Origin of the sequence: Escherichia sp. UTM R2 (genome assembly GCF_048593455.1) — a bacterium.
GTDB classification, from domain to species: Bacteria; Pseudomonadota; Gammaproteobacteria; order Enterobacterales; family Enterobacteriaceae; genus Escherichia; species Escherichia coli.
In genome coordinates, this window is record NZ_JBFWDY010000002.1 from 1,185,182 (window position 1) to 1,202,613 (window position 17,432).

Sequence of the window (17,432 nt, forward strand, 5' to 3'; positions counted from 1 at the left end):
ACTGCCACAAATCTTTTAATTCAGTATGTCTTGTTAATATTGAGGGCACCATGACTCCAGTAAAAGTGTGGCAAGAGCGCGTTGAGATCCCGACCTATGAAACCGGGCCGCAGGATATACATCCCATGTTCCTGGAAAATCGCGTTTATCAGGGATCGTCCGGCGCGGTTTATCCCTACGGCGTGACCGATACGCTGAGTGAACAGAAAACCCTGAAATCCTGGCAGGCGGTGTGGCTGGAAAACGACTACATCAAAGTGATGATCCTGCCGGAACTGGGCGGTCGGGTGCATCGCGCATGGGATAAAGTGAAACAGCGCGATTTTGTCTATCACAATGAAGTCATTAAACCTGCGCTGGTGGGGCTGCTGGGACCGTGGATCTCTGGCGGGATTGAGTTTAACTGGCCGCAACACCATCGCCCGACCACCTTTATGCCCGTTGATTTCACCCTCGAAGCCCATGAAGACGGCGCACAGACGGTGTGGGTCGGCGAAACGGAGCCGATGCATGGTTTACAGGTGATGACAGGTTTCACCCTGCGCCCTGACCGGGCGGCGCTGGAAATCGCCAGCCGCGTCTATAACGGCAACGCCACGCCGCGTCATTTCTTGTGGTGGGCCAACCCGGCAGTGAAAGGGGGGGAAGGGCATCAGAGCGTTTTCCCGCCGGATGTGACTGCGGTGTTTGATCACGGCAAACGGGCCGTCTCCGCTTTCCCCATCGCCACCGGCACTTACTACAAAGTGGACTACTCCGCTGGAGTGGACATTTCTCGCTATAAAAATGTGCCCGTTCCAACCTCATATATGGCTGAAAAATCACAGTACGATTTTGTTGGCGCGTGGTGTCACGATGAAGATGGTGGTTTGCTACACGTTGCCAACCACCATATTGCGCCAGGTAAAAAGCAGTGGAGCTGGGGACACAGTGAATTTGGCCAGGCGTGGGATAAGAGTCTGACCGACAATAACGGCCCGTATATCGAACTGATGACCGGTATTTTTGCCGATAACCAGCCTGATTTTACCTGGCTTGATGCTTACGAAGAGAAGCGTTTTGAGCAGTATTTCCTGCCTTATCATTCTTTGGGCATGGTGCAAAATGCCTCCCGCGATGCGGTGATAAAACTCCAGCGTAGTGAGCGGGGGATTGAGTGGGGGCTGTATGCCATCTCTCCGTTGAACGGATACCGCCTGGCGATCCGCGAAATCGGCAAATGCAACGCGTTACTTGATGATGCCGTGGCACTGATGCCTGCGACCGCCATCCAGGGCGTGTTGCACGGTATCAATCCTGAAAGGCTGACCATTGAGCTCTCCGATGCCGACGGCAATATTGTACTGAGTTATCAGGAACATCAGCCGCAAGAGTTGCCGTTGCCGGACGTCGCCAAAGCGCCACTGGCAGCACAAGACATTACCAGTACAGATGAAGCCTGGTTTATCGGTCAGCATCTGGAGCAATATCATCACGCCAGCCGTTCACCGTTCGATTACTACCTGCGCGGCGTGGCGCTGGATCCGCTGGATTACCGCTGTAACCTGGCGCTGGCGATGCTGGAATATAACCGTGCCGATTTCCCGCAAGCGGTGGCGTATGCCACTCAGGCTCTGAAACGCGCACATGCGCTGAACAAAAATCCGCAGTGCGGACAGGCGAGTTTGATTCGCGCCAGTGCTTACGAACGTCAGGGACAATATCAACAAGCCGAAGAGGATTTCTGGCGGGCGGTCTGGAGCGGCAACAGCAAAGCCGGTGGCTATTATGGCCTGGCACGACTGGCTGCGCGTAATGGTAACTTCGATGCGGGTCTGGATTTTTGCCAACAAAGTCTTCGCGCCTGCCCAACCAATCAGGAAGTGCTTTGCCTGCATAACCTGCTGCTGGTGTTAAGTGGTCGTCAGGACAACGCGCGTTTGCAGCGCGAGAAACTGCTGCGCGATTATCCGCTGAACGCCACTCTGTGGTGGCTGAACTGGTTCGATGGTCGTAGCGAATCAGCCCTCGCGCAGTGGCGCGGTCTGTGTCAGGGACGCGACGTTAACGCTCTGATGACCGCCGGGCAACTGATTAACTGGGGAATGCCCACCCTGGCGGCAGAGATGCTGAACGCACTGGACTGCCAGCGCACGCTGCCGCTTTACCTGCAAGCCAGCTTGCTGCCGAAAGCCGAACGTGGCGAACTGGTCGCAAAAGCCATTGATGTCTTCCCGCAGTTTGTCCGTTTCCCGAATACGCTGGAAGAAGTGGCGGCGCTGGAGAGTATTGAAGAGTGCTGGTTTGCTCGCCATTTACTGGCCTGCTTCTACTATAACAAACGTAGCTACAACAAAGCCATTGCCTTATGGCAACGTTGCGTAGAGATGTCGCCGGAGTTTGCCGACGGCTGGCGCGGGTTAGCGATCCATGCGTGGAATAAGCAACACGATTATGAGCTGGCCGCGCGTTATCTTGATAATGCTTATCAGCTTGCGCCGCAGGATGCACGTCTGCTTTTCGAACGGGATTTGCTTGATAAGTTAAGTGGAGCCACACCGGAGAAACGACTGGCGCGTCTGGAAAATAATCAGGAAATTGCGCTGAAACGCGACGACATGACCGCAGAACTGCTCAATTTGTGGCATCTCACGGGTCAGGCAGACAAAGCGGCGGACATTCTCGCCACGCGTAAATTCCACCCGTGGGAAGGCGGGGAAGGGAAGGTCACCAGTCAGTTTATCCTCAACCAGTTATTACGCGCCTGGCAGCATCTTGATGCCAGAGAGCCGCAGCAGGCCAGCGAACTGCTTCATGCCGCGCTGCATTATCCGGAGAATTTAAGCGAAGGCCGTTTACCGGGGCAAACTGATAACGACATCTGGTTCTGGCAGGCGATATGCGCCAACGCGCAGGGCGATGAAACTGAAGCGATGCGTTGTTTACGTCTGGCGGCGACCGGCGATCGCACCATTAACATCCACAGTTATTACAACGATCAGCCGGTTGATTATCTCTTCTGGCAAGGAATGGCGCTGCGACTGCTGGGTGAACAGCAAACCGCACAGCAACTGTTTAGTGAAATGAAACAGTGGGCGCAAGAGATGGCGAAAACCAGTATTGAGGCGGATTTCTTTGCTGTTTCACAACCTGACCTGTTGTCGCTGTATGGCGATTTACAACAGCAGCATAAAGAAAAATGCCTGATGGTGGCGATGCTGGCGTCCGCGGGACTCGGGGAGGTTGCGCAATATGAATCTGCTCGCGCTGAATTGACGGCGATTAATCCGGCCTGGCCGAAAGCGGCATTATTCACCACCGTGATGCCTTTTATTTTTAACTACGTTCACTAAACCCTATTAACTGTAATATTTGAGCGGCATGCGCTGCCGCTCATCACAAAATAATTAGAATAAGCCGTTGTTAATAAAAACCCTACAGGAGGCACTATGCCTAAAAAAATGAGAACAACCCGTAATCTATTATTAATGGCTACGCTATTAGGTAGCGCACTATTTGCCAGGGCTGCGGATAAAGAAATGACCATTGGTGCAATATACCTTGATACCCAGGGATATTACGCTGGAGTGCGTCAGGGCGTTCAGGATGCGGCAAAAGATTCTTCAGTACAGGTACAGTTAATTGAAACTAACGCCCAGGGTGATATTTCGAAAGAAAATACCTTTGTTGATACCCTCGTGGCGCGTAATGTCGATGCCATTATTTTATCGGCAGTGTCTGAAAATGGCAGTAGCCGTACCGTTCGTCGCGCCAGTGAAGCGGGCATTCCGGTGATTTGCTACAACACCTGTATTAATCAAAAGGGGGTCGATAAATATGTCTCGGCGTATCTGGTCGGCGATCCGCTGGAATTTGGTAAAAAACTGGGTAACGCTGCCGCTGATTATTTTATTGCCAATAAAATTGACCAGCCGAAAATTGCCGTCATCAATTGCGAAGCCTTTGAAGTTTGTGTGCAGCGACGTAAAGGATTTGAAGAAGTTTTAAAATCCCGCGTTCCCGGCGCGCAAATTGTCGCTAATCAGGAAGGGACTGTTTTAGATAAAGCGATTTCCGTTGGTGAAAAACTAATTATCTCCACGCCGGATCTCAACGCCATTATGGGGGAATCGGGCGGTGCGACACTCGGCGCGGTAAAAGCGGTACGTAATCAAAATCAGGCCGGAAAAATTGCTGTTTTCGGTTCGGATATGACAACCGAAATTGCTCAGGAGCTGGAAAACAATCAGGTGCTGAAAGCGGTAGTGGATATTTCCGGTAAGAAAATGGGCAATGCTGTTTTCGCGCAAACATTGAAGGTTATCAATAAACAAGCCGACGGTGAAAAAGTGATTCAGGTGCCTATCGATCTCTATACCAAAACGGAAGACGGTAAACAGTGGCTGGCAACGCACGTTGATGGTCTGCCCTAATCGCTGATTCGCAGAGGTCCCTATGTTCACGGCAACAGAGGCAGTCCCGGTAGCAAAAGTGGTGGCAGGAAATAAGCGTTATCCCGGCGTCGTTGCGCTGGATAACGTTAACTTCACGCTCAATAAAGGCGAAGTTCGTGCGCTGTTAGGTAAAAACGGCGCGGGCAAATCGACTCTCATTCGAATGCTTACCGGCAGCGAACGCCCGGATAGCGGTGATATCTGGATTGGCGAGACGCGACTGGAAGGTGACGAAGCTACGCTGACTCGCCGTGCCGCTGAACTGGGGGTGCGCGCGGTTTATCAGGAGTTAAGTCTGGTGGAAGGGCTGACAGTGGCGGAAAACCTCTGCCTCGGTCAGTGGCCCCGCCGCAACGGCATGATTGATTACCTGCAAATGGCGCAGGATGCCCAACGTTGCTTACAGGCGCTGGGCGTTGACGTTAGTCCTGAACAACTTGTTTCAACGCTAAGCCCGGCGCAAAAGCAGCTGGTGGAAATTGCGCGGGTGATGAAGGGCGAGCCGCGCGTGGTCATTCTTGATGAACCTACCAGTTCGCTTGCGAGTGCGGAAGTTGAACTGGTGATCAGCGCGGTGAAAAAGATGTCGGCACTGGGCGTGGCGGTGATTTATGTCAGCCACCGGATGGAAGAAATTCGCCGCATTGCCTCCTGTGCCACCGTTATGCGCGATGGTCAGGTGGCGGGCGATGTGATGCTCGAAAACACCTCCACGCATCATATTGTGTCGCTGATGCTCGGGCGCGATCACGTTGATATTGCGCCGGTAGCCCCTCAGGAAATTGTGGATCAGGCCGTGCTGGAAGTCCGTGCGTTACGCCATAAGCCCAAGCTGGAGGATATCAGTTTTACGCTACGTCGTGGCGAAGTGCTCGGCATTGCTGGTCTGCTGGGGGCAGGGCGCAGTGAATTGCTGAAGGCGATTGTTGGGCTGGAGGAGTATGAACAGGGCGAAATTGTTATCAACGGCGAGAAAATCACGCGCCCCGATTACGGCGACATGCTGAAACGCGGCATTGGCTATACGCCAGAAAACCGCAAAGAAGCGGGGATCATTCCCTGGTTGGGCGTTGACGAAAATACAGTGCTGACCAATCGGCAAAAAATCAGCGCCAACGGTGTGCTGCAATGGTCCACCATCCGCCGCCTGACCGAAGAGGTGATGCAGCGGATGACGGTCAAGGCCGCCAGTAGCGAAACACCCATCGGCACGCTTTCTGGTGGCAATCAGCAAAAAGTGGTGATCGGTCGTTGGGTCTATGCTGCCAGCCAGATTTTGTTGCTCGACGAGCCAACGCGCGGCGTCGATATCGAAGCCAAACAGCAGATTTACCGTATTGTCCGTGAGCTGGCTGCCGAAGGAAAAAGCGTGGTGTTTATCTCCAGTGAAGTGGAGGAGTTGCCGCTGGTGTGTGACCGCATCCTGTTATTACAGCACGGCACGTTCTCGCAGGAGTTTCACGCTCCGGTCAATGTGGATGAGCTGATGTCCGCCATTCTGTCTGTGCACTGATGAATTTTACCGAGGAACCTGAAGATGTCTGCTTCGTCATTACCATTGCCGCAGGGCAAGAGCGTCTCGCTCAAACAATTTGTCAGTCGCCATATTAATGAGATCGGTTTGCTGGTGGTGATTGCCATTCTTTATCTGGTCTTCTCCCTGAACGCGCCTGGCTTTATCTCATTGAATAACCAGATGAACGTGCTGCGCGATGCCGCCACCATTGGGATTGCCGCCTGGGCGATGACGCTGATTATTATCTCCGGTGAAATTGATGTCAGCGTTGGGCCGATGGTGGCTTTTGTCTCGGTGTGCCTGGCATTTTTGCTGCAATTTGAAGTTCCGCTGGCGGTGGCGTGCCTGCTGGTGTTGCTGTTAGGCGCGCTGATGGGAACGCTGGCCGGGGTGCTGCGCGGCGTGTTTAATGTACCAAGTTTCGTTGCCACACTGGGGCTGTGGAGCGCCCTGCGCGGAATGGGGCTGTTTATGACGAACGCACTGCCAGTGCCGATTGATGAAAACGAGGTGCTGGACTGGCTGGGCGGACAATTTCTCGGTGTGCCGGTATCCGCGCTGATCATGATTGTGTTGTTTGCGCTGTTTGTGTTCATCAGCCGCAAAACCGCCTTCGGGCGCTCGGTTTTTGCCGTTGGCGGTAATGCTACGGCGGCGCAGTTGTGCGGCATCAACGTTCGTCGGGTGCGCATTCTTATCTTTACCCTTTCGGGATTATTAGCGGCGGTGACCGGCATTTTGTTGGCGGCGCGCCTCGGTTCTGGTAACGCAGGTGCCGCAAACGGTCTGGAGTTTGACGTCATCGCCGCGGTCGTGGTCGGCGGTACGGCACTTTCCGGCGGTCGCGGTTCCCTGTTCGGTACATTGCTTGGTGTGCTGGTGATTACGCTAATCGGTAACGGTCTGGTGCTGCTCGGTATTAACTCCTTTTTCCAGCAGGTGGTACGCGGCGTCATCATCGTGGTGGCGGTGCTGGCGAATATCTTGCTGACCCAGCGAAGCAGTAAAGCGAAACGCTAAACCTTAACGCCCCTGGCGCGGGTGCGGCAGGGATGAAAATTAATCGTATTGTTAATGAGGGATTTATGAAAACGATGCTGGCAGCTTATTTACCAGGAAATTCGACCGTCGATCTGCGGGAAGTTGCGGTGCCGACGCCGGGGATTAACCAGGTACTGATCAAAATGAAATCCTCCGGGATTTGCGGAAGCGATGTCCACTATATCTATCATCAACACCGTGCCACAGCGGCGGCACCCGATAAACCGTTATACCAGGGCTTTATCAACGGTCATGAACCGTGCGGGCAGATTGTGGCGATGGGGCAAGGCTGCCGCCATTTTAAAGAGGGCGACCGCGTGCTGGTGTATCACATTTCTGGCTGTGGTTTTTGCCCGAACTGCCGCCGCGGCTTTCCTATCTCTTGTACTGGCAAAGGAAAAGCGGCTTACGGCTGGCAGCGTGACGGCGGTCATGCCGAATATCTGCTGGCGGAAGAAAAAGATCTGATCCTCCTGCCGGATGCGCTGAGCTACGAAGATGGTGCGTTTATCAGTTGCGGCGTTGGCACGGCCTATGAAGGGATTTTGCGCGGCGAAGTTTCCGGCAGCGATAACGTGCTGGTGGTCGGTCTGGGGCCGGTCGGCATGATGGCGATGATGCTGGCGAAAGGTCGCGGTGCAAAACGGATCATCGGCGTTGATATGCTGCCGGAACGTCTGGCGATGGCAAAACAGTTAGGGGTGATGGATCACGGCTATTTAGCAACCACCGAAGGTCTGCCGCAGATTATCGCCGAACTCACCCACGGTGGCGCGGATGTTGCGCTCGATTGTTCTGGTAATGCCGCAGGTCGCTTGCTGGCACTGCAATCCACCGCTGACTGGGGACGGGTGGTTTACATTGGTGAAACCGGAAAAGTGGAATTCGAGGTCAGCGCCGATCTGATGCACCATCAACGGCGGATTATCGGCTCCTGGGTGACCAGTCTGTTCCATATGGAAAAATGCGCCCATGATCTGACGGACTGGAAACTGTGGCCGCGTAACGCCATTACCCATCGCTTCACGCTGGAACAGGCTGGAGATGCCTATGCGCTGATGGCGAGCGGCAAATGCGGGAAAGTTGTGATTAACTTCCCGGATTAAGGAGTTAGCGGATGACCATCTATACCTTATCCCACGGGTCGCTAAAGCTGGACGTTTCTGACCAGGGCGGCGTAATCGAAGGCTTCTGGCGCGATACGACGCCGCTCTTACGTCCTGGTAAAAAAAGCGGTGTGGCAACCGATGCCTCCTGTTTTCCGCTGGTGCCATTTGCAAACCGGGTGAGCGGCAACCGTTTTGTCTGGCAGGGGCGTGAGTATCAACTGCAACCGAATGTTGAGTGGGATGCGCACTATCTACACGGCGATGGCTGGCTGGGCGAGTGGCAATGTGTCTCGCACAGCGATGATAGTTTGTGTCTGGTGTATGAACATCGCAGCGGTGTCTATCACTATCGGGTAAGTCAGGCGTTTCATTTAACGGCGGATACGCTGACGGTGACGCTCTCTGTCACCAATCAAGGGGCAGAGACGCTGCCATTTGGTACCGGCTGGCATCCTTATTTTCCGTTGTCGCCGCAAACGCGGATTCAGGCACAGGCGAGCGGTTACTGGCTGGAGCGGGAGCAGTGGCTGGCGGGTGAGTTTTGCGAGCAGCTACCGCAGGAACTGGATTTTAACCAGCCCGCGCCGTTGCCGCGCCAGTGGGTGAACAATGGTTTTGCCGGATGGAATGGTCAGGCCCGCATCGAGCAGCCGCAGGAAGGTTATGCCATCATCATGGAAACGACGCCACCTGCACCGTGTTATTTCATCTTTGTTTCCGACCCTGCGTTTGATAAAGGATATGCGTTTGATTTCTTCTGTCTGGAACCGATGAGCCATGCGCCGGATGATCATCATCGCCCGGAAGGGGGTGATCTCATTGCGCTAGCACCAGGGGAATCAACAACTTCAGAGATGTCGTTGCGGGTAGAGTGGCTGTAATTTATTAAATGCCGGATAAGGCGTTCACGCCGCATCCGGCATCTTTCCTAACGCCGATCGAGAGAAATTGCCCCCGGCCCGGTAATTGCCAATAGCAAGAACGCGCCAGCGATACTGACATTCTTCCAGAAATTAATCATATTTGGCCCAACCGCATCGCCGGTCATATCCCAGTAATGGTGACCAATCACCGCCGTACCCAGCGTGTAGAAAATAAACAGCACCGCCAGCGGACGGGTGAAAAAGCCAAGCACGATTAATATCGCGGCGGGCACTTCCATAACTACCGCAATAATCGCTGCCAGCATCGGCATTGGCGCGCCCAACGAGGCCATATATTGGACCGTACCGTCAAAGCCCATCATTTTGGGAAAACCAAAAATAATGAAAATTAAGACCACGGCGATACGGGCAATTAATAACAAAACGGGGCGGGCAGCTCCAAAATCAAAATAACGTAGTGTGTTCATAACCAATCCCTTTGCAAGATAATGTGATTTAAACGTAATACACACTCTTGCACCTCGCCACGCCCCAGGCATTGAGATATTCGCTAATTATCCTGGTTACAGTGATTTAAGCGCGATGTTCTCATCTATCAGCAGTTTCGCATCAAACGTTTTGCCGCTCTGGATCCATTTGCGAATTGGGCGAATCTCACGCCCCTGATTCAGCGTGACCGCACCGATAAGCACGCCGTTTTGCAGATTAAACCAAATCGCCTTCTGAGTTTCCGGGTTGCCACGACAAAGCCAGTCATCGCCACGCATATCGCCAATAAACTGTAAGTTATCACTGTACTGATCGCTCCAGAACCACGGCGGCGGCAGTAGCGGTAGCGGTAGCCCTAACATTGCGGCAGCGGCAATTTGCGCCTGGTTATTGGCGTTTTCCCAGCTTTCGCAGCGGTGTAGTGCACCATTATCAAGACGAGTGATTGCCACATCGCCACCGGCAAAGATCGCGGGATCGCAGGTGCGGCAAGCCTCATCAATGACAATGCCATTGGCAGTATCAAGGTTGGCCTCGCGAGCCAGTTGCTCGTTGGCGCTGATACCAATACCGTAAATCACCACATCAGCCTGAAGCGTTTCCCCACTTTGCAGCGTCAGTTCTACTTTTTCACCATCGACCACATGTTCAATGGCATTATTGAGCAGAATGCGCACACCAGCCTGCTGGTGGCGCTGTAAAAGATAGCGTTGCACGGGCGGTGGTGCATTACGGCCCATGACGGTTGCCGCCAGTTCAATCACTGTCACCTTACATCTGCGCTGCGTGGCGCTGGCAGCCAGTTCCAGACCAATAGTTCCGGCACCGATAATCACGACTGACCGTTCGGGCTGCAGAACTTCTCGCAGTCTGGCGGCATCACCGGCATGGCGTAGGGTAAAGCAGCGTTCTCCCAGTGCATCAAGCAACGGCAGCGGTCGAGCTGCCGCGCCGGTTGCTATAAAAAGCTGATCCCAGTGCCAGCTTTCGCCGTTGGTTAACACTAACTCTCGTGTGTCGCGACCCAGCGTTTTGATGGTTACACCGGAATGCAGATGAACATTGTTTTCCTGCCACCAGTTAGCGGGTAACACCTGCTGTAACTGCGGGGAATCTTCCAGCAACATGGATTTCGAGAGTGGAGGTCGTTCATAAGGAAGATGTCGCTCATCGGAAAACAGATGCAGCTCACCGGTGAACCCTTGCTGGCGTAGCGAGGCCGCAGCCATTGCCGCCGCTTGCCCGCCACCGACAATAATGATCGTTTTTTCTTTCATCGTGCTTCCTTAAAGATCCAGCCCAGCCGCTACGTGGCGAATGCCGCGAATCGCTAAACCCGCATCAGCGTTGATCATCACACCGCTTAATGCGCGATTATTGCGCCGCGATGCCAACATCACATACGGCCCCGTAAAATCCGCCGGTTGCGGGAAAAATTGCAGCGGTAAAATGGCGGCAATTTTCTCCGGCGTCAGAGACTGCATTATCGAGGTTTCACTTTGCCCGAGCGCCTGTGGGCCGCGCAGGTCGCTGGCCATACCACACGGGCCGACGCCATTCACCCGCACTTTCGGTGCCAGTTCATAAGCCAGTTGGCGAATAAGTCCGGTTGCGGCATGTTTACTGGCGGTGTACAGCGGGCCACCGCCGCCAGGATACCAGGCGGCATTTGACAGTGTGAAAATCATGCTGCCTTCACTGGCGATTAACGCCGGAGCGCAGGCTTTTGCGCCCAGCAGGTAACCGAGTACGTTGACGTTAAACAGCTCGTGGAAGCCGGTTTCGAGCGTCTCTGCGGGAGTATTAACCAGTGAGGCATTGTGATCCCAGATGCCTGCATTGCCGATAAAACAATCCAGCTTGCCGGAACGAGTCAGGATCTGATCGACCGCGCGTTGATAATCGGCATAACAGGTCACGTTACCTTCCACCGCCAGAATATGTTCGCCAAATCGCTGACGCAGACTGGCGACTTTTGCCGCCGACAGTTCCAGCGTGGCAACCTGCGCGCCTTCTTCGATAAATCGCTCGACCAGCGCCAGCCCTAATCCCGATCCGCCGCCGGTAATAAAAATGGACTCGTTATGCAGATCGCTCATGGCTGCGCCTCCGGTAAGTCGATGAAAATGTCACCACCTTCAACGTGTACTGGATAAGTGGTGAGCGGATCGGTGGCGGGCAGGCATAACGCTTTCCCCGTTTTCAGGCAAAAACTGGCGGCGTGTAGCGGGCACTCCACCGTGGCGTCATCTTCCAGATACCCTTCTGACATTGACGCATTACCATGGCTGCAACGATCGTTAATGGCATAAAACTCGCCGCCAACGTTGAACAGGGCGATGACGGGCGAGGTATCGATCCGGAGAGCCTCACCCTCCGGCACATCCGCAACGGGACACGCATAAATTCGATTCATCAGAACAGTACACTCAGGTTATGGGAAGTGATTACCGCTTGATCCAGGACGATATCCCGTTCCAGCAAGCGCCAGTTGTCATCTTCCAGACGGCGAACTTTGTCGAAACGCGTTCCAACATAGAATGTTTCATCGCGCTCTTTTTGTGCCCGATAAAGTAGATAATTCACCCTCACGGCAAATACATTTGGGATGTCGGTTTCGCTTACCTGGCAGTTGCTGATTAAGTGACGAGTGCGTGACGGCGGCTCTTCTGCCCAGGCCATGCCCGTTTCCAGACGGGCGATTCGCCGCTCCAGCTGGTCTTTGGTGTCATTAAAAATCCAGGTCGTCGGTGGCTGAACGCCTTTGCGGCGGTCGCGCGTTTGCGCGTTAACCGTGGTGCGCATGGTGTAACGAATCTCTTCGTCGAGCTGTGCCAGCCAGTCACGAAATTTCCAGTCATCCAGCAGACTGGCTTCGTGAAAGAGAAACTGGCTAATGCGGTGATGTAACTCCAGTGAAACTTGCGCACTCATTTCATCACCTCCTGCTGGTAAGCGGCGGTTTTATCGAGCACTTCTTGCCAGCTTTCGCTACTCAGGAGATCGGCCCAACGTTGGTACATTCCGCGAGCGGCAGTTTCTGAGAAAATATAGTTAGTAATGCCAGGAATGCCGTCGTCGCGACGCTTTTCCTGACCAAGCCCCATTTCCAGACACAGTTTGCTGTTGCGGGCGCGGTGGCCTTTAAGCAATTTCTGGATTTCACACCAGTTCTCCGAGTCATCCTGCTCGAGAAAACCAGCAGGACCAAAAGCACGAGTGGCGCTGTTTTCAAAAGCGGCTTTAACTTCATCGGAGGCGGCTTTGTCAGTAATACAGAACGCCCACACTTCAACTTGATCAGGGCCGCGCGGATGCCAGACGCGGAGCGTGGCAGTGCCGTTGAGCCATGAAAGCGTGGGGAAAATATTGTTATGACCCGCCAGGCGCAGGGCGCGAACTTCACCTAAACGTTGTTCTGCTTCGGCATAGGTTTCGCGGTAATAGCTTGAAACTGCGCCATCGACCCAGACATTAGCATCCGGTTTTTCAGTAAAGAAGAAACCGCTACCGTGACCGTCCTGACCAAATTGCAGCGCATCTTTGGCGGTTTCCCACACCGGGCGGGCGGTTTGTCCATCACCGAGGCGCTTATCGCTGCCATCATCTTTCGCCCCTAATACCTGAACGGCAGAAGCATGGCTGAACAGAGCATGATACTGGTCACTGGCGAACTGCTCTGCCGGGAATTTCCAGTTGCAGTTGATCACCCACTTTTGTACGCCGCCGACAATTTCGGTGCCGCCTTCGCGACGATCCAGCATGCCATCCAGATACCAGGCAATGTCACCCAGGTAATCACGCAGGCCCGGTGCGCTGGTATCCCAGTTGCCAAAAATCAGCCCTTTATAACTCTCCACACAAGGAACTTCGTTTAGCCCCCAGTGGGATTTACACAACCCTTGTGGATAGGCGCGAGGTTCCAGCGGTACATCGATCAACTCGCCGTTAATGCCATAAGACCAGCCGTGATACGGGCAGGTAAAGGCGCGAGTGTTGCCGCAATCTGCATAACTCACACGCATGGCCCGGTGGCGGCATTGGTTGAGAAACGCCTTGATGCTGCCGTCTTTCTGACGCACTACGACAACCGCATCTTCTCCCATGTAGGTGTTAAAGAAATCACCGGGTTTTGGGATCTGGCTTTCGTGGGCGAGAAATAGCCAGCAACGACCGAAAATACGCTCAAGCTCCAGTTGGTAAATGTCCGGGTCGGTATAAATACGCGGAGTGACCCGACCGTTTTGGGTGTCAATCAGTTGGTAAATGTTCAAATCTGAGGGTGTGGTCATATTTTTTAATCCTGAAAGATAAGATGTATTGACCTTCTATTTTTGTGCCATAAGGATGTTGCTGGTTGGTTGCTAATATGTGAAATAGTTAATTTCTACCAGCTGAGACGTTTTTTCGATAACAAGGGGAAGGTGATGGAACTACGGCATTTACGCTATTTCGTCGCAGTGGCGCAGGCACTGAACTTTACCCGTGCGGCGGAAAAACTGCATACCTCACAGCCTTCGTTAAGCAGCCAGATCCGCGATCTTGAAAACTGTGTCGGTGTTCCGTTACTGGTGAGGGATAAGCGCAAAGTCGCGTTGACGGCGGCGGGAGAATGTTTTCTCCAGGACGCGCTGGCAATCCTCGAACAAGCGGAAAATGCCAAATTACGGGCGCGGAAAATTGTTCAGGAAGACAGACAATTAACCATTGGCTTTGTGCCATCGGCGGAAGTGAATTTATTGCCAAAAGTATTACCGATGTTTCGTCTCAGACAGCCAGACACCTTGATTGAGCTGGTGAGTTTAATCACCACGCAACAGGAGGAAAAAATTCGCCGTGGTGAACTCGACGTCGGCTTAATGCGCCATCCTGTTTATAGCCCGGAGATTGATTATCTGGAGCTTTTTGACGAACCATTAGTGGTGGTGTTACCGGTTGATCACCCTTTAGCACATGAAAAAGAGATCACCGCCGCGCAACTGGATGGCGTGAATTTCGTCAGTACCGATCCGGCGTATTCCGGTTCGCTTGCGCCGATCGTTAAAGCGTGGTTTGCGCAAGAAAACAGCCAGCCAAATATCGTCCAGGTGGCAACGAATATTCTGGTGACCATGAATCTGGTGGGCATGGGGCTGGGCGTCACTTTGATACCCGGTTATATGAATAATTTTAATACCGGGCAGGTTGTTTTTCGTCCCATTGCCGGAAATGTGCCTTCCATTGCTTTACTGATGGCGTGGAAGAAAGGGGAGATGAAGCCGGCATTACGCGATTTCATCGCCATTGTGCAGGAACGTTTGGCAAGCGTAACGGCATAATTACGCATTATTTTTGCAACATGCGTCGCGGATCTCAGTTTTTTAGTGCTTGTGAACTGGCGTTACAGACATCGGGAAGCAGGCTCGAATATTCTTATTTTTCAACTTGCACCAACATTCGATTAACCCCAGACTAACGCCTCCTGACGGGAGGGACTCATGGTTTTGCAATCCACGCGCTGGTTGGCGCTCGGCTATTTCACATACTTTTTTAGTTACGGCATTTTTCTACCTTTCTGGAGCGTCTGGCTTAAAGGGATTGGTTTAACGCCAGAAACCATCGGCCTGTTATTGGGGGCAGGTCTGGTTGCCCGTTTTCTCGGGAGTTTGCTCATCGCGCCCCGCGTCAGCGATCCTTCCCGCCTGATTTTCGCCTTGCGCGTGCTGGCACTGCTGACACTTCTCTTTGCTGTCGCCTTCTGGGCGGGGGCGCACGTAGCGTGGCTGATGCTGGTGATGATTGGCTTTAACCTCTTTTTCTCACCGCTGGTACCGTTGACCGATGCACTGGCGAATACGTGGCAAAAGCAGTTCCCGCTTGATTACGGCAAAGTGCGACTGTGGGGCTCGGTGGCGTTTGTCATTGGCTCGGCGCTGACGGGCAAACTGGTCACTATGTTTGATTATCGGGTGATCCTCGCGCTGTTGACGTTGGGCGTGGCATCCATGCTGCTCGGCTTTCTCATCCGTCCGACGATTCAGCCACAAGGGGCAAGCCGCCAGCAGGAGAGCACCGGTTGGTCAGCGTGGTTGGCGCTGGTTCGCCAGAACTGGCGCTTTCTGGCCTGCGTTTGTTTATTGCAGGGGGCACATGCGGCCTATTACGGTTTTAGCGCCATTTACTGGCAGGCAGCTGGCTACTCGGCCTCGGCGGTGGGGTATTTGTGGTCGCTGGGCGTGGTGGCGGAAGTCATTATCTTTGCGCTGAGTAATAAACTTTTCCGCCGTTGTAGTGCACGCGATATGCTGTTGATCTCGGCGATTTGCGGCGTAGTGCGCTGGGGCATTATGGGAGCAACTACGGCGTTGCCGTGGTTGATAGTGGTGCAAATTCTGCATTGCGGCACCTTCACGGTCTGCCACCTGGCCGCCATGCGTTATATTGCTGCTCGCCAGGGTAGCGAAGTCATCCGTTTACAGGCGGTTTACTCTGCCGTCGCGATGGGCGGCAGTATCGCTATCATGACCGTTTTCGCCGGTTTCCTGTATCAATATCTGGGCCACGGCGTGTTCTGGGTAATGGCGCTGGTGGCGCTGCCGGCAATGTTTTTGCGCCCGAAAGTTGTTCCCTCATGCTGATTCGAGCATTTTGCGGATCTGCTCCTGTTGATGTGTTGTCAGCGTCAGGTCCGTATAGATCAGCGGTGGTGAAAAGAGCGGTAATGGCATGGTATAAGGCGCAATAATCAGTGCCGCGCCACGCGGAGCGCCTGTCTGCAAAAATGCCTTTACCGACATATGCTTAATGTTGAGCGGCAGTAACGTTAGTTCGCGTAACTGCTGCTCAATCTGCGCTTCTCGCTCGCTATCATTCCCGGTCAGTAGAATAATCTGTTTTTCATGCAGATCGTTTTCCTGCATTAGCCAGGCACCGAAAATCACCGCGACCAGACCACTTTCCTCATCAGAAAGATGGACGCCGTATTCACTTTCAAATCCGGCCAGCGCCGCGCGGGTGGTGCGCACCAGGCGTGGGTACAGTCTGGCGAACTCTTCCGGCAGGGTATTATCAATACCGATGGCAAACAAACTGCGATTTAACGCCTGGGCGAGGTGGGTATAAAGCTGATCACATAACCCCTGTTCATCATAAAAACGAACATTTCCCAGCTCACGAAAATGGTTTACCAGACGTTTGATAGACTGACGCAATTGTCTGTCTCGCTGATGCGCATCCCGCAGTGGATCGGGAACCCGCAACATGGAAAAAAGTAGTGCCATAAACAGTGGCTCATCAGGCGGTACAGGCTGGAGCGCCCGACGCTGCCAGTGGCGTCCAATTTCCTGCGCTACCTGAAATTCAAGGCAGGATTCCGCCCAGCGACGTTGGAGCGGATTAAACTGAGGCGTCATTCCAGCGTGGTGCTGCAGCAAACAATATTGCAGATACAGACACAGGAAATGAATATCGCGCGATTCAAAGCGTTTTTGCAGCCGTCGGGAGCAGAGATTCACTAACGCTTGTAGATTGGTATCGTCGTAAAAGTTACGCGCAATTCCGCGCCGCTTCAATTCACTCTTCAGGGCGGGGGTGAATTGGCTGGTAATAAATGACGGACACAGACGGAAACCACGTCGTAGCCAGTGAAATAAACACAAACGTTGGTTAAGCACTGTACCTTCAACCCGGTAGCTACCGTCATAACCAGTCGTCAGTGTGAGTTGATGATAGCGCAGGATCTCCCGTCCTGTTTCGCTGATATCAAGACTGGCAATATCATCATCCACACCATTAAGCTCGCTGAAGGTTGCCATGGTGGCGGTCAACCCCGGCTGAAAGAGCGTCAGCAAGATCTGGCAGCGGCGCTGGGGAGCCGAAAGGACAGATGGTGGAGCAAGCGTAGGCATCATCTGTAGATCTCCCATAAGCATAATTGATAAGAATAGCTAAAGTTTGCTCAGGGAAATGACGAAGGGAATGC

15 protein-coding genes are annotated in these 17,432 nt (G+C 53.4%); 8 read left to right on the plus strand and 7 right to left on the minus strand.

Annotation, left to right across the window (positions count from 1 at the left end):
• The first annotated feature begins 50 nt into the window (after window positions 1–50).
• From AB4H76_RS06600 to AB4H76_RS06625, 6 genes are all read left to right on the plus strand, one after another.
• A complete protein-coding gene (locus AB4H76_RS06600) occupies window positions 51–3,332 on the plus strand; it encodes a DUF5107 domain-containing protein (protein ID WP_001329228.1) in 3,282 nt (1,093 codons plus the stop codon).
• 96 nt (window positions 3,333–3,428) lie between these two features.
• Window positions 3,429–4,412 (plus strand): substrate-binding domain-containing protein, encoded by a 984-nt coding sequence (locus tag AB4H76_RS06605; RefSeq protein ID WP_085452701.1) that lies wholly within the window; start codon window positions 3,429–3,431, stop codon window positions 4,410–4,412.
• A gap of 22 nt (window positions 4,413–4,434) precedes the next feature.
• Window positions 4,435–5,946 carry a sugar ABC transporter ATP-binding protein gene (locus AB4H76_RS06610; RefSeq protein WP_000493470.1) on the plus strand — a complete coding sequence of 504 codons (1,512 nt, stop codon included), beginning with the start codon at window positions 4,435–4,437 and terminating at the stop codon, window positions 5,944–5,946.
• A 24-nt stretch (window positions 5,947–5,970) separates the two neighbouring features.
• Complete coding sequence (locus AB4H76_RS06615) at window positions 5,971–6,969, plus strand: ABC transporter permease (RefSeq protein ID WP_001276670.1); 999 nt, start codon at window positions 5,971–5,973, stop codon at window positions 6,967–6,969.
• A 32-nt stretch (window positions 6,970–7,001) separates the two neighbouring features.
• The gene (locus AB4H76_RS06620; RefSeq protein ID WP_000700812.1) at window positions 7,002–8,096 is read left to right on the plus strand and encodes a zinc-dependent alcohol dehydrogenase family protein; all 1,095 of its coding nucleotides are present in this window, start codon (window positions 7,002–7,004) and stop codon (window positions 8,094–8,096) included.
• 11 nt (window positions 8,097–8,107) lie between these two features.
• Complete coding sequence (locus tag AB4H76_RS06625; protein ID WP_000158547.1) at window positions 8,108–8,980, plus strand: aldose 1-epimerase; 873 nt, start codon at window positions 8,108–8,110, stop codon at window positions 8,978–8,980.
• 47 nt (window positions 8,981–9,027) lie between these two features.
• Here the strand turns inward: AB4H76_RS06625 and AB4H76_RS06630 are convergent, their stop codons facing one another.
• From AB4H76_RS06630 to hcaE, 6 genes are all read right to left on the minus strand, one after another.
• Window positions 9,028–9,450: a DoxX family protein gene (locus AB4H76_RS06630; RefSeq protein ID WP_001094726.1), complete on the minus strand. Its 423-nt coding sequence runs from the start codon at window positions 9,448–9,450 to the stop codon at window positions 9,028–9,030.
• A 96-nt stretch (window positions 9,451–9,546) separates the two neighbouring features.
• Complete coding sequence (hcaD, locus tag AB4H76_RS06635; protein WP_000660788.1) at window positions 9,547–10,749, minus strand: phenylpropionate dioxygenase ferredoxin reductase subunit; 1,203 nt, start codon at window positions 10,747–10,749, stop codon at window positions 9,547–9,549.
• A gap of 9 nt (window positions 10,750–10,758) precedes the next feature.
• On the minus strand, window positions 10,759–11,571 hold the full coding sequence (hcaB, locus tag AB4H76_RS06640; protein WP_001281377.1) for a 3-phenylpropionate-dihydrodiol/cinnamic acid-dihydrodiol dehydrogenase: 813 nt from the start codon (window positions 11,569–11,571) through the stop codon (window positions 10,759–10,761).
• Complete coding sequence (locus tag AB4H76_RS06645) at window positions 11,568–11,888, minus strand: bifunctional 3-phenylpropionate/cinnamic acid dioxygenase ferredoxin subunit (protein ID WP_001080102.1); 321 nt, start codon at window positions 11,886–11,888, stop codon at window positions 11,568–11,570. Before AB4H76_RS06645 ends, hcaB begins: the two co-directional genes overlap by 4 nt.
• Window positions 11,888–12,406: a 3-phenylpropionate/cinnamic acid dioxygenase subunit beta gene (gene hcaF / locus AB4H76_RS06650; protein WP_001276076.1), complete on the minus strand. Its 519-nt coding sequence runs from the start codon at window positions 12,404–12,406 to the stop codon at window positions 11,888–11,890. Before hcaF ends, AB4H76_RS06645 begins: the two co-directional genes overlap by 1 nt.
• The gene (gene hcaE, locus AB4H76_RS06655; RefSeq protein WP_000211172.1) at window positions 12,403–13,764 is read right to left on the minus strand and encodes a 3-phenylpropionate/cinnamic acid dioxygenase subunit alpha; all 1,362 of its coding nucleotides are present in this window, start codon (window positions 13,762–13,764) and stop codon (window positions 12,403–12,405) included. The genes hcaF and hcaE overlap by 4 nt, the downstream gene beginning before the upstream one ends.
• A 135-nt stretch (window positions 13,765–13,899) precedes the next feature.
• On the opposite strand from hcaE, the gene hcaR reads away from it, so the two are divergent.
• Both hcaR and AB4H76_RS06665 read left to right on the plus strand, forming a co-directional pair.
• Window positions 13,900–14,790 (plus strand): DNA-binding transcriptional regulator HcaR, encoded by an 891-nt coding sequence (gene hcaR, locus AB4H76_RS06660; RefSeq protein ID WP_000423257.1) that lies wholly within the window; start codon window positions 13,900–13,902, stop codon window positions 14,788–14,790.
• A gap of 159 nt (window positions 14,791–14,949) precedes the next feature.
• Window positions 14,950–16,089 (plus strand): 3-phenylpropionate MFS transporter, encoded by a 1,140-nt coding sequence (locus AB4H76_RS06665; protein WP_000244174.1) that lies wholly within the window; start codon window positions 14,950–14,952, stop codon window positions 16,087–16,089.
• On the opposite strand, the gene csiE is transcribed toward AB4H76_RS06665, so the two are convergent.
• Window positions 16,081–17,361, minus strand: coding sequence for a stationary phase inducible protein CsiE (csiE, locus tag AB4H76_RS06670; RefSeq protein WP_000982997.1), 1,281 nt, complete (start codon window positions 17,359–17,361; stop codon window positions 16,081–16,083). The two genes, AB4H76_RS06665 and csiE, sit on opposite strands and share 9 nt — an antisense overlap.
• Between the last annotated feature and the right edge of the window lie 71 nt (window positions 17,362–17,432).

Coding starts and splice junctions, on each gene's coding strand:
- AB4H76_RS06665 (WP_000244174.1), top strand. CDS start 14,950: ATGGTTTTGCAATCCACGCGCTGGTTGGCGCTCGGCTATTTCACATAC.
- AB4H76_RS06610 (WP_000493470.1), top strand. CDS start 4,435: ATGTTCACGGCAACAGAGGCAGTCCCGGTAGCAAAAGTGGTGGCAGGA.
- AB4H76_RS06645 (WP_001080102.1), bottom strand. CDS start 11,888: ATGAATCGAATTTATGCGTGTCCCGTTGCGGATGTGCCGGAGGGTGAG.
- hcaF (WP_001276076.1), bottom strand. CDS start 12,406: ATGAGTGCGCAAGTTTCACTGGAGTTACATCACCGCATTAGCCAGTTT.
- hcaD (WP_000660788.1), bottom strand. CDS start 10,749: ATGAAAGAAAAAACGATCATTATTGTCGGTGGCGGGCAAGCGGCGGCA.
- AB4H76_RS06625 (WP_000158547.1), top strand. CDS start 8,108: ATGACCATCTATACCTTATCCCACGGGTCGCTAAAGCTGGACGTTTCT.
- AB4H76_RS06605 (WP_085452701.1), top strand. CDS start 3,429: ATGCCTAAAAAAATGAGAACAACCCGTAATCTATTATTAATGGCTACG.
- AB4H76_RS06620 (WP_000700812.1), top strand. CDS start 7,002: ATGAAAATTAATCGTATTGTTAATGAGGGATTTATGAAAACGATGCTG.
- AB4H76_RS06630 (WP_001094726.1), bottom strand. CDS start 9,450: ATGAACACACTACGTTATTTTGATTTTGGAGCTGCCCGCCCCGTTTTG.
- csiE (WP_000982997.1), bottom strand. CDS start 17,361: ATGATGCCTACGCTTGCTCCACCATCTGTCCTTTCGGCTCCCCAGCGC.
- AB4H76_RS06600 (WP_001329228.1), top strand. CDS start 51: ATGACTCCAGTAAAAGTGTGGCAAGAGCGCGTTGAGATCCCGACCTAT.
- hcaR (WP_000423257.1), top strand. CDS start 13,900: ATGGAACTACGGCATTTACGCTATTTCGTCGCAGTGGCGCAGGCACTG.
- hcaE (WP_000211172.1), bottom strand. CDS start 13,764: ATGACCACACCCTCAGATTTGAACATTTACCAACTGATTGACACCCAA.
- hcaB (WP_001281377.1), bottom strand. CDS start 11,571: ATGAGCGATCTGCATAACGAGTCCATTTTTATTACCGGCGGCGGATCG.
- AB4H76_RS06615 (WP_001276670.1), top strand. CDS start 5,971: ATGTCTGCTTCGTCATTACCATTGCCGCAGGGCAAGAGCGTCTCGCTC.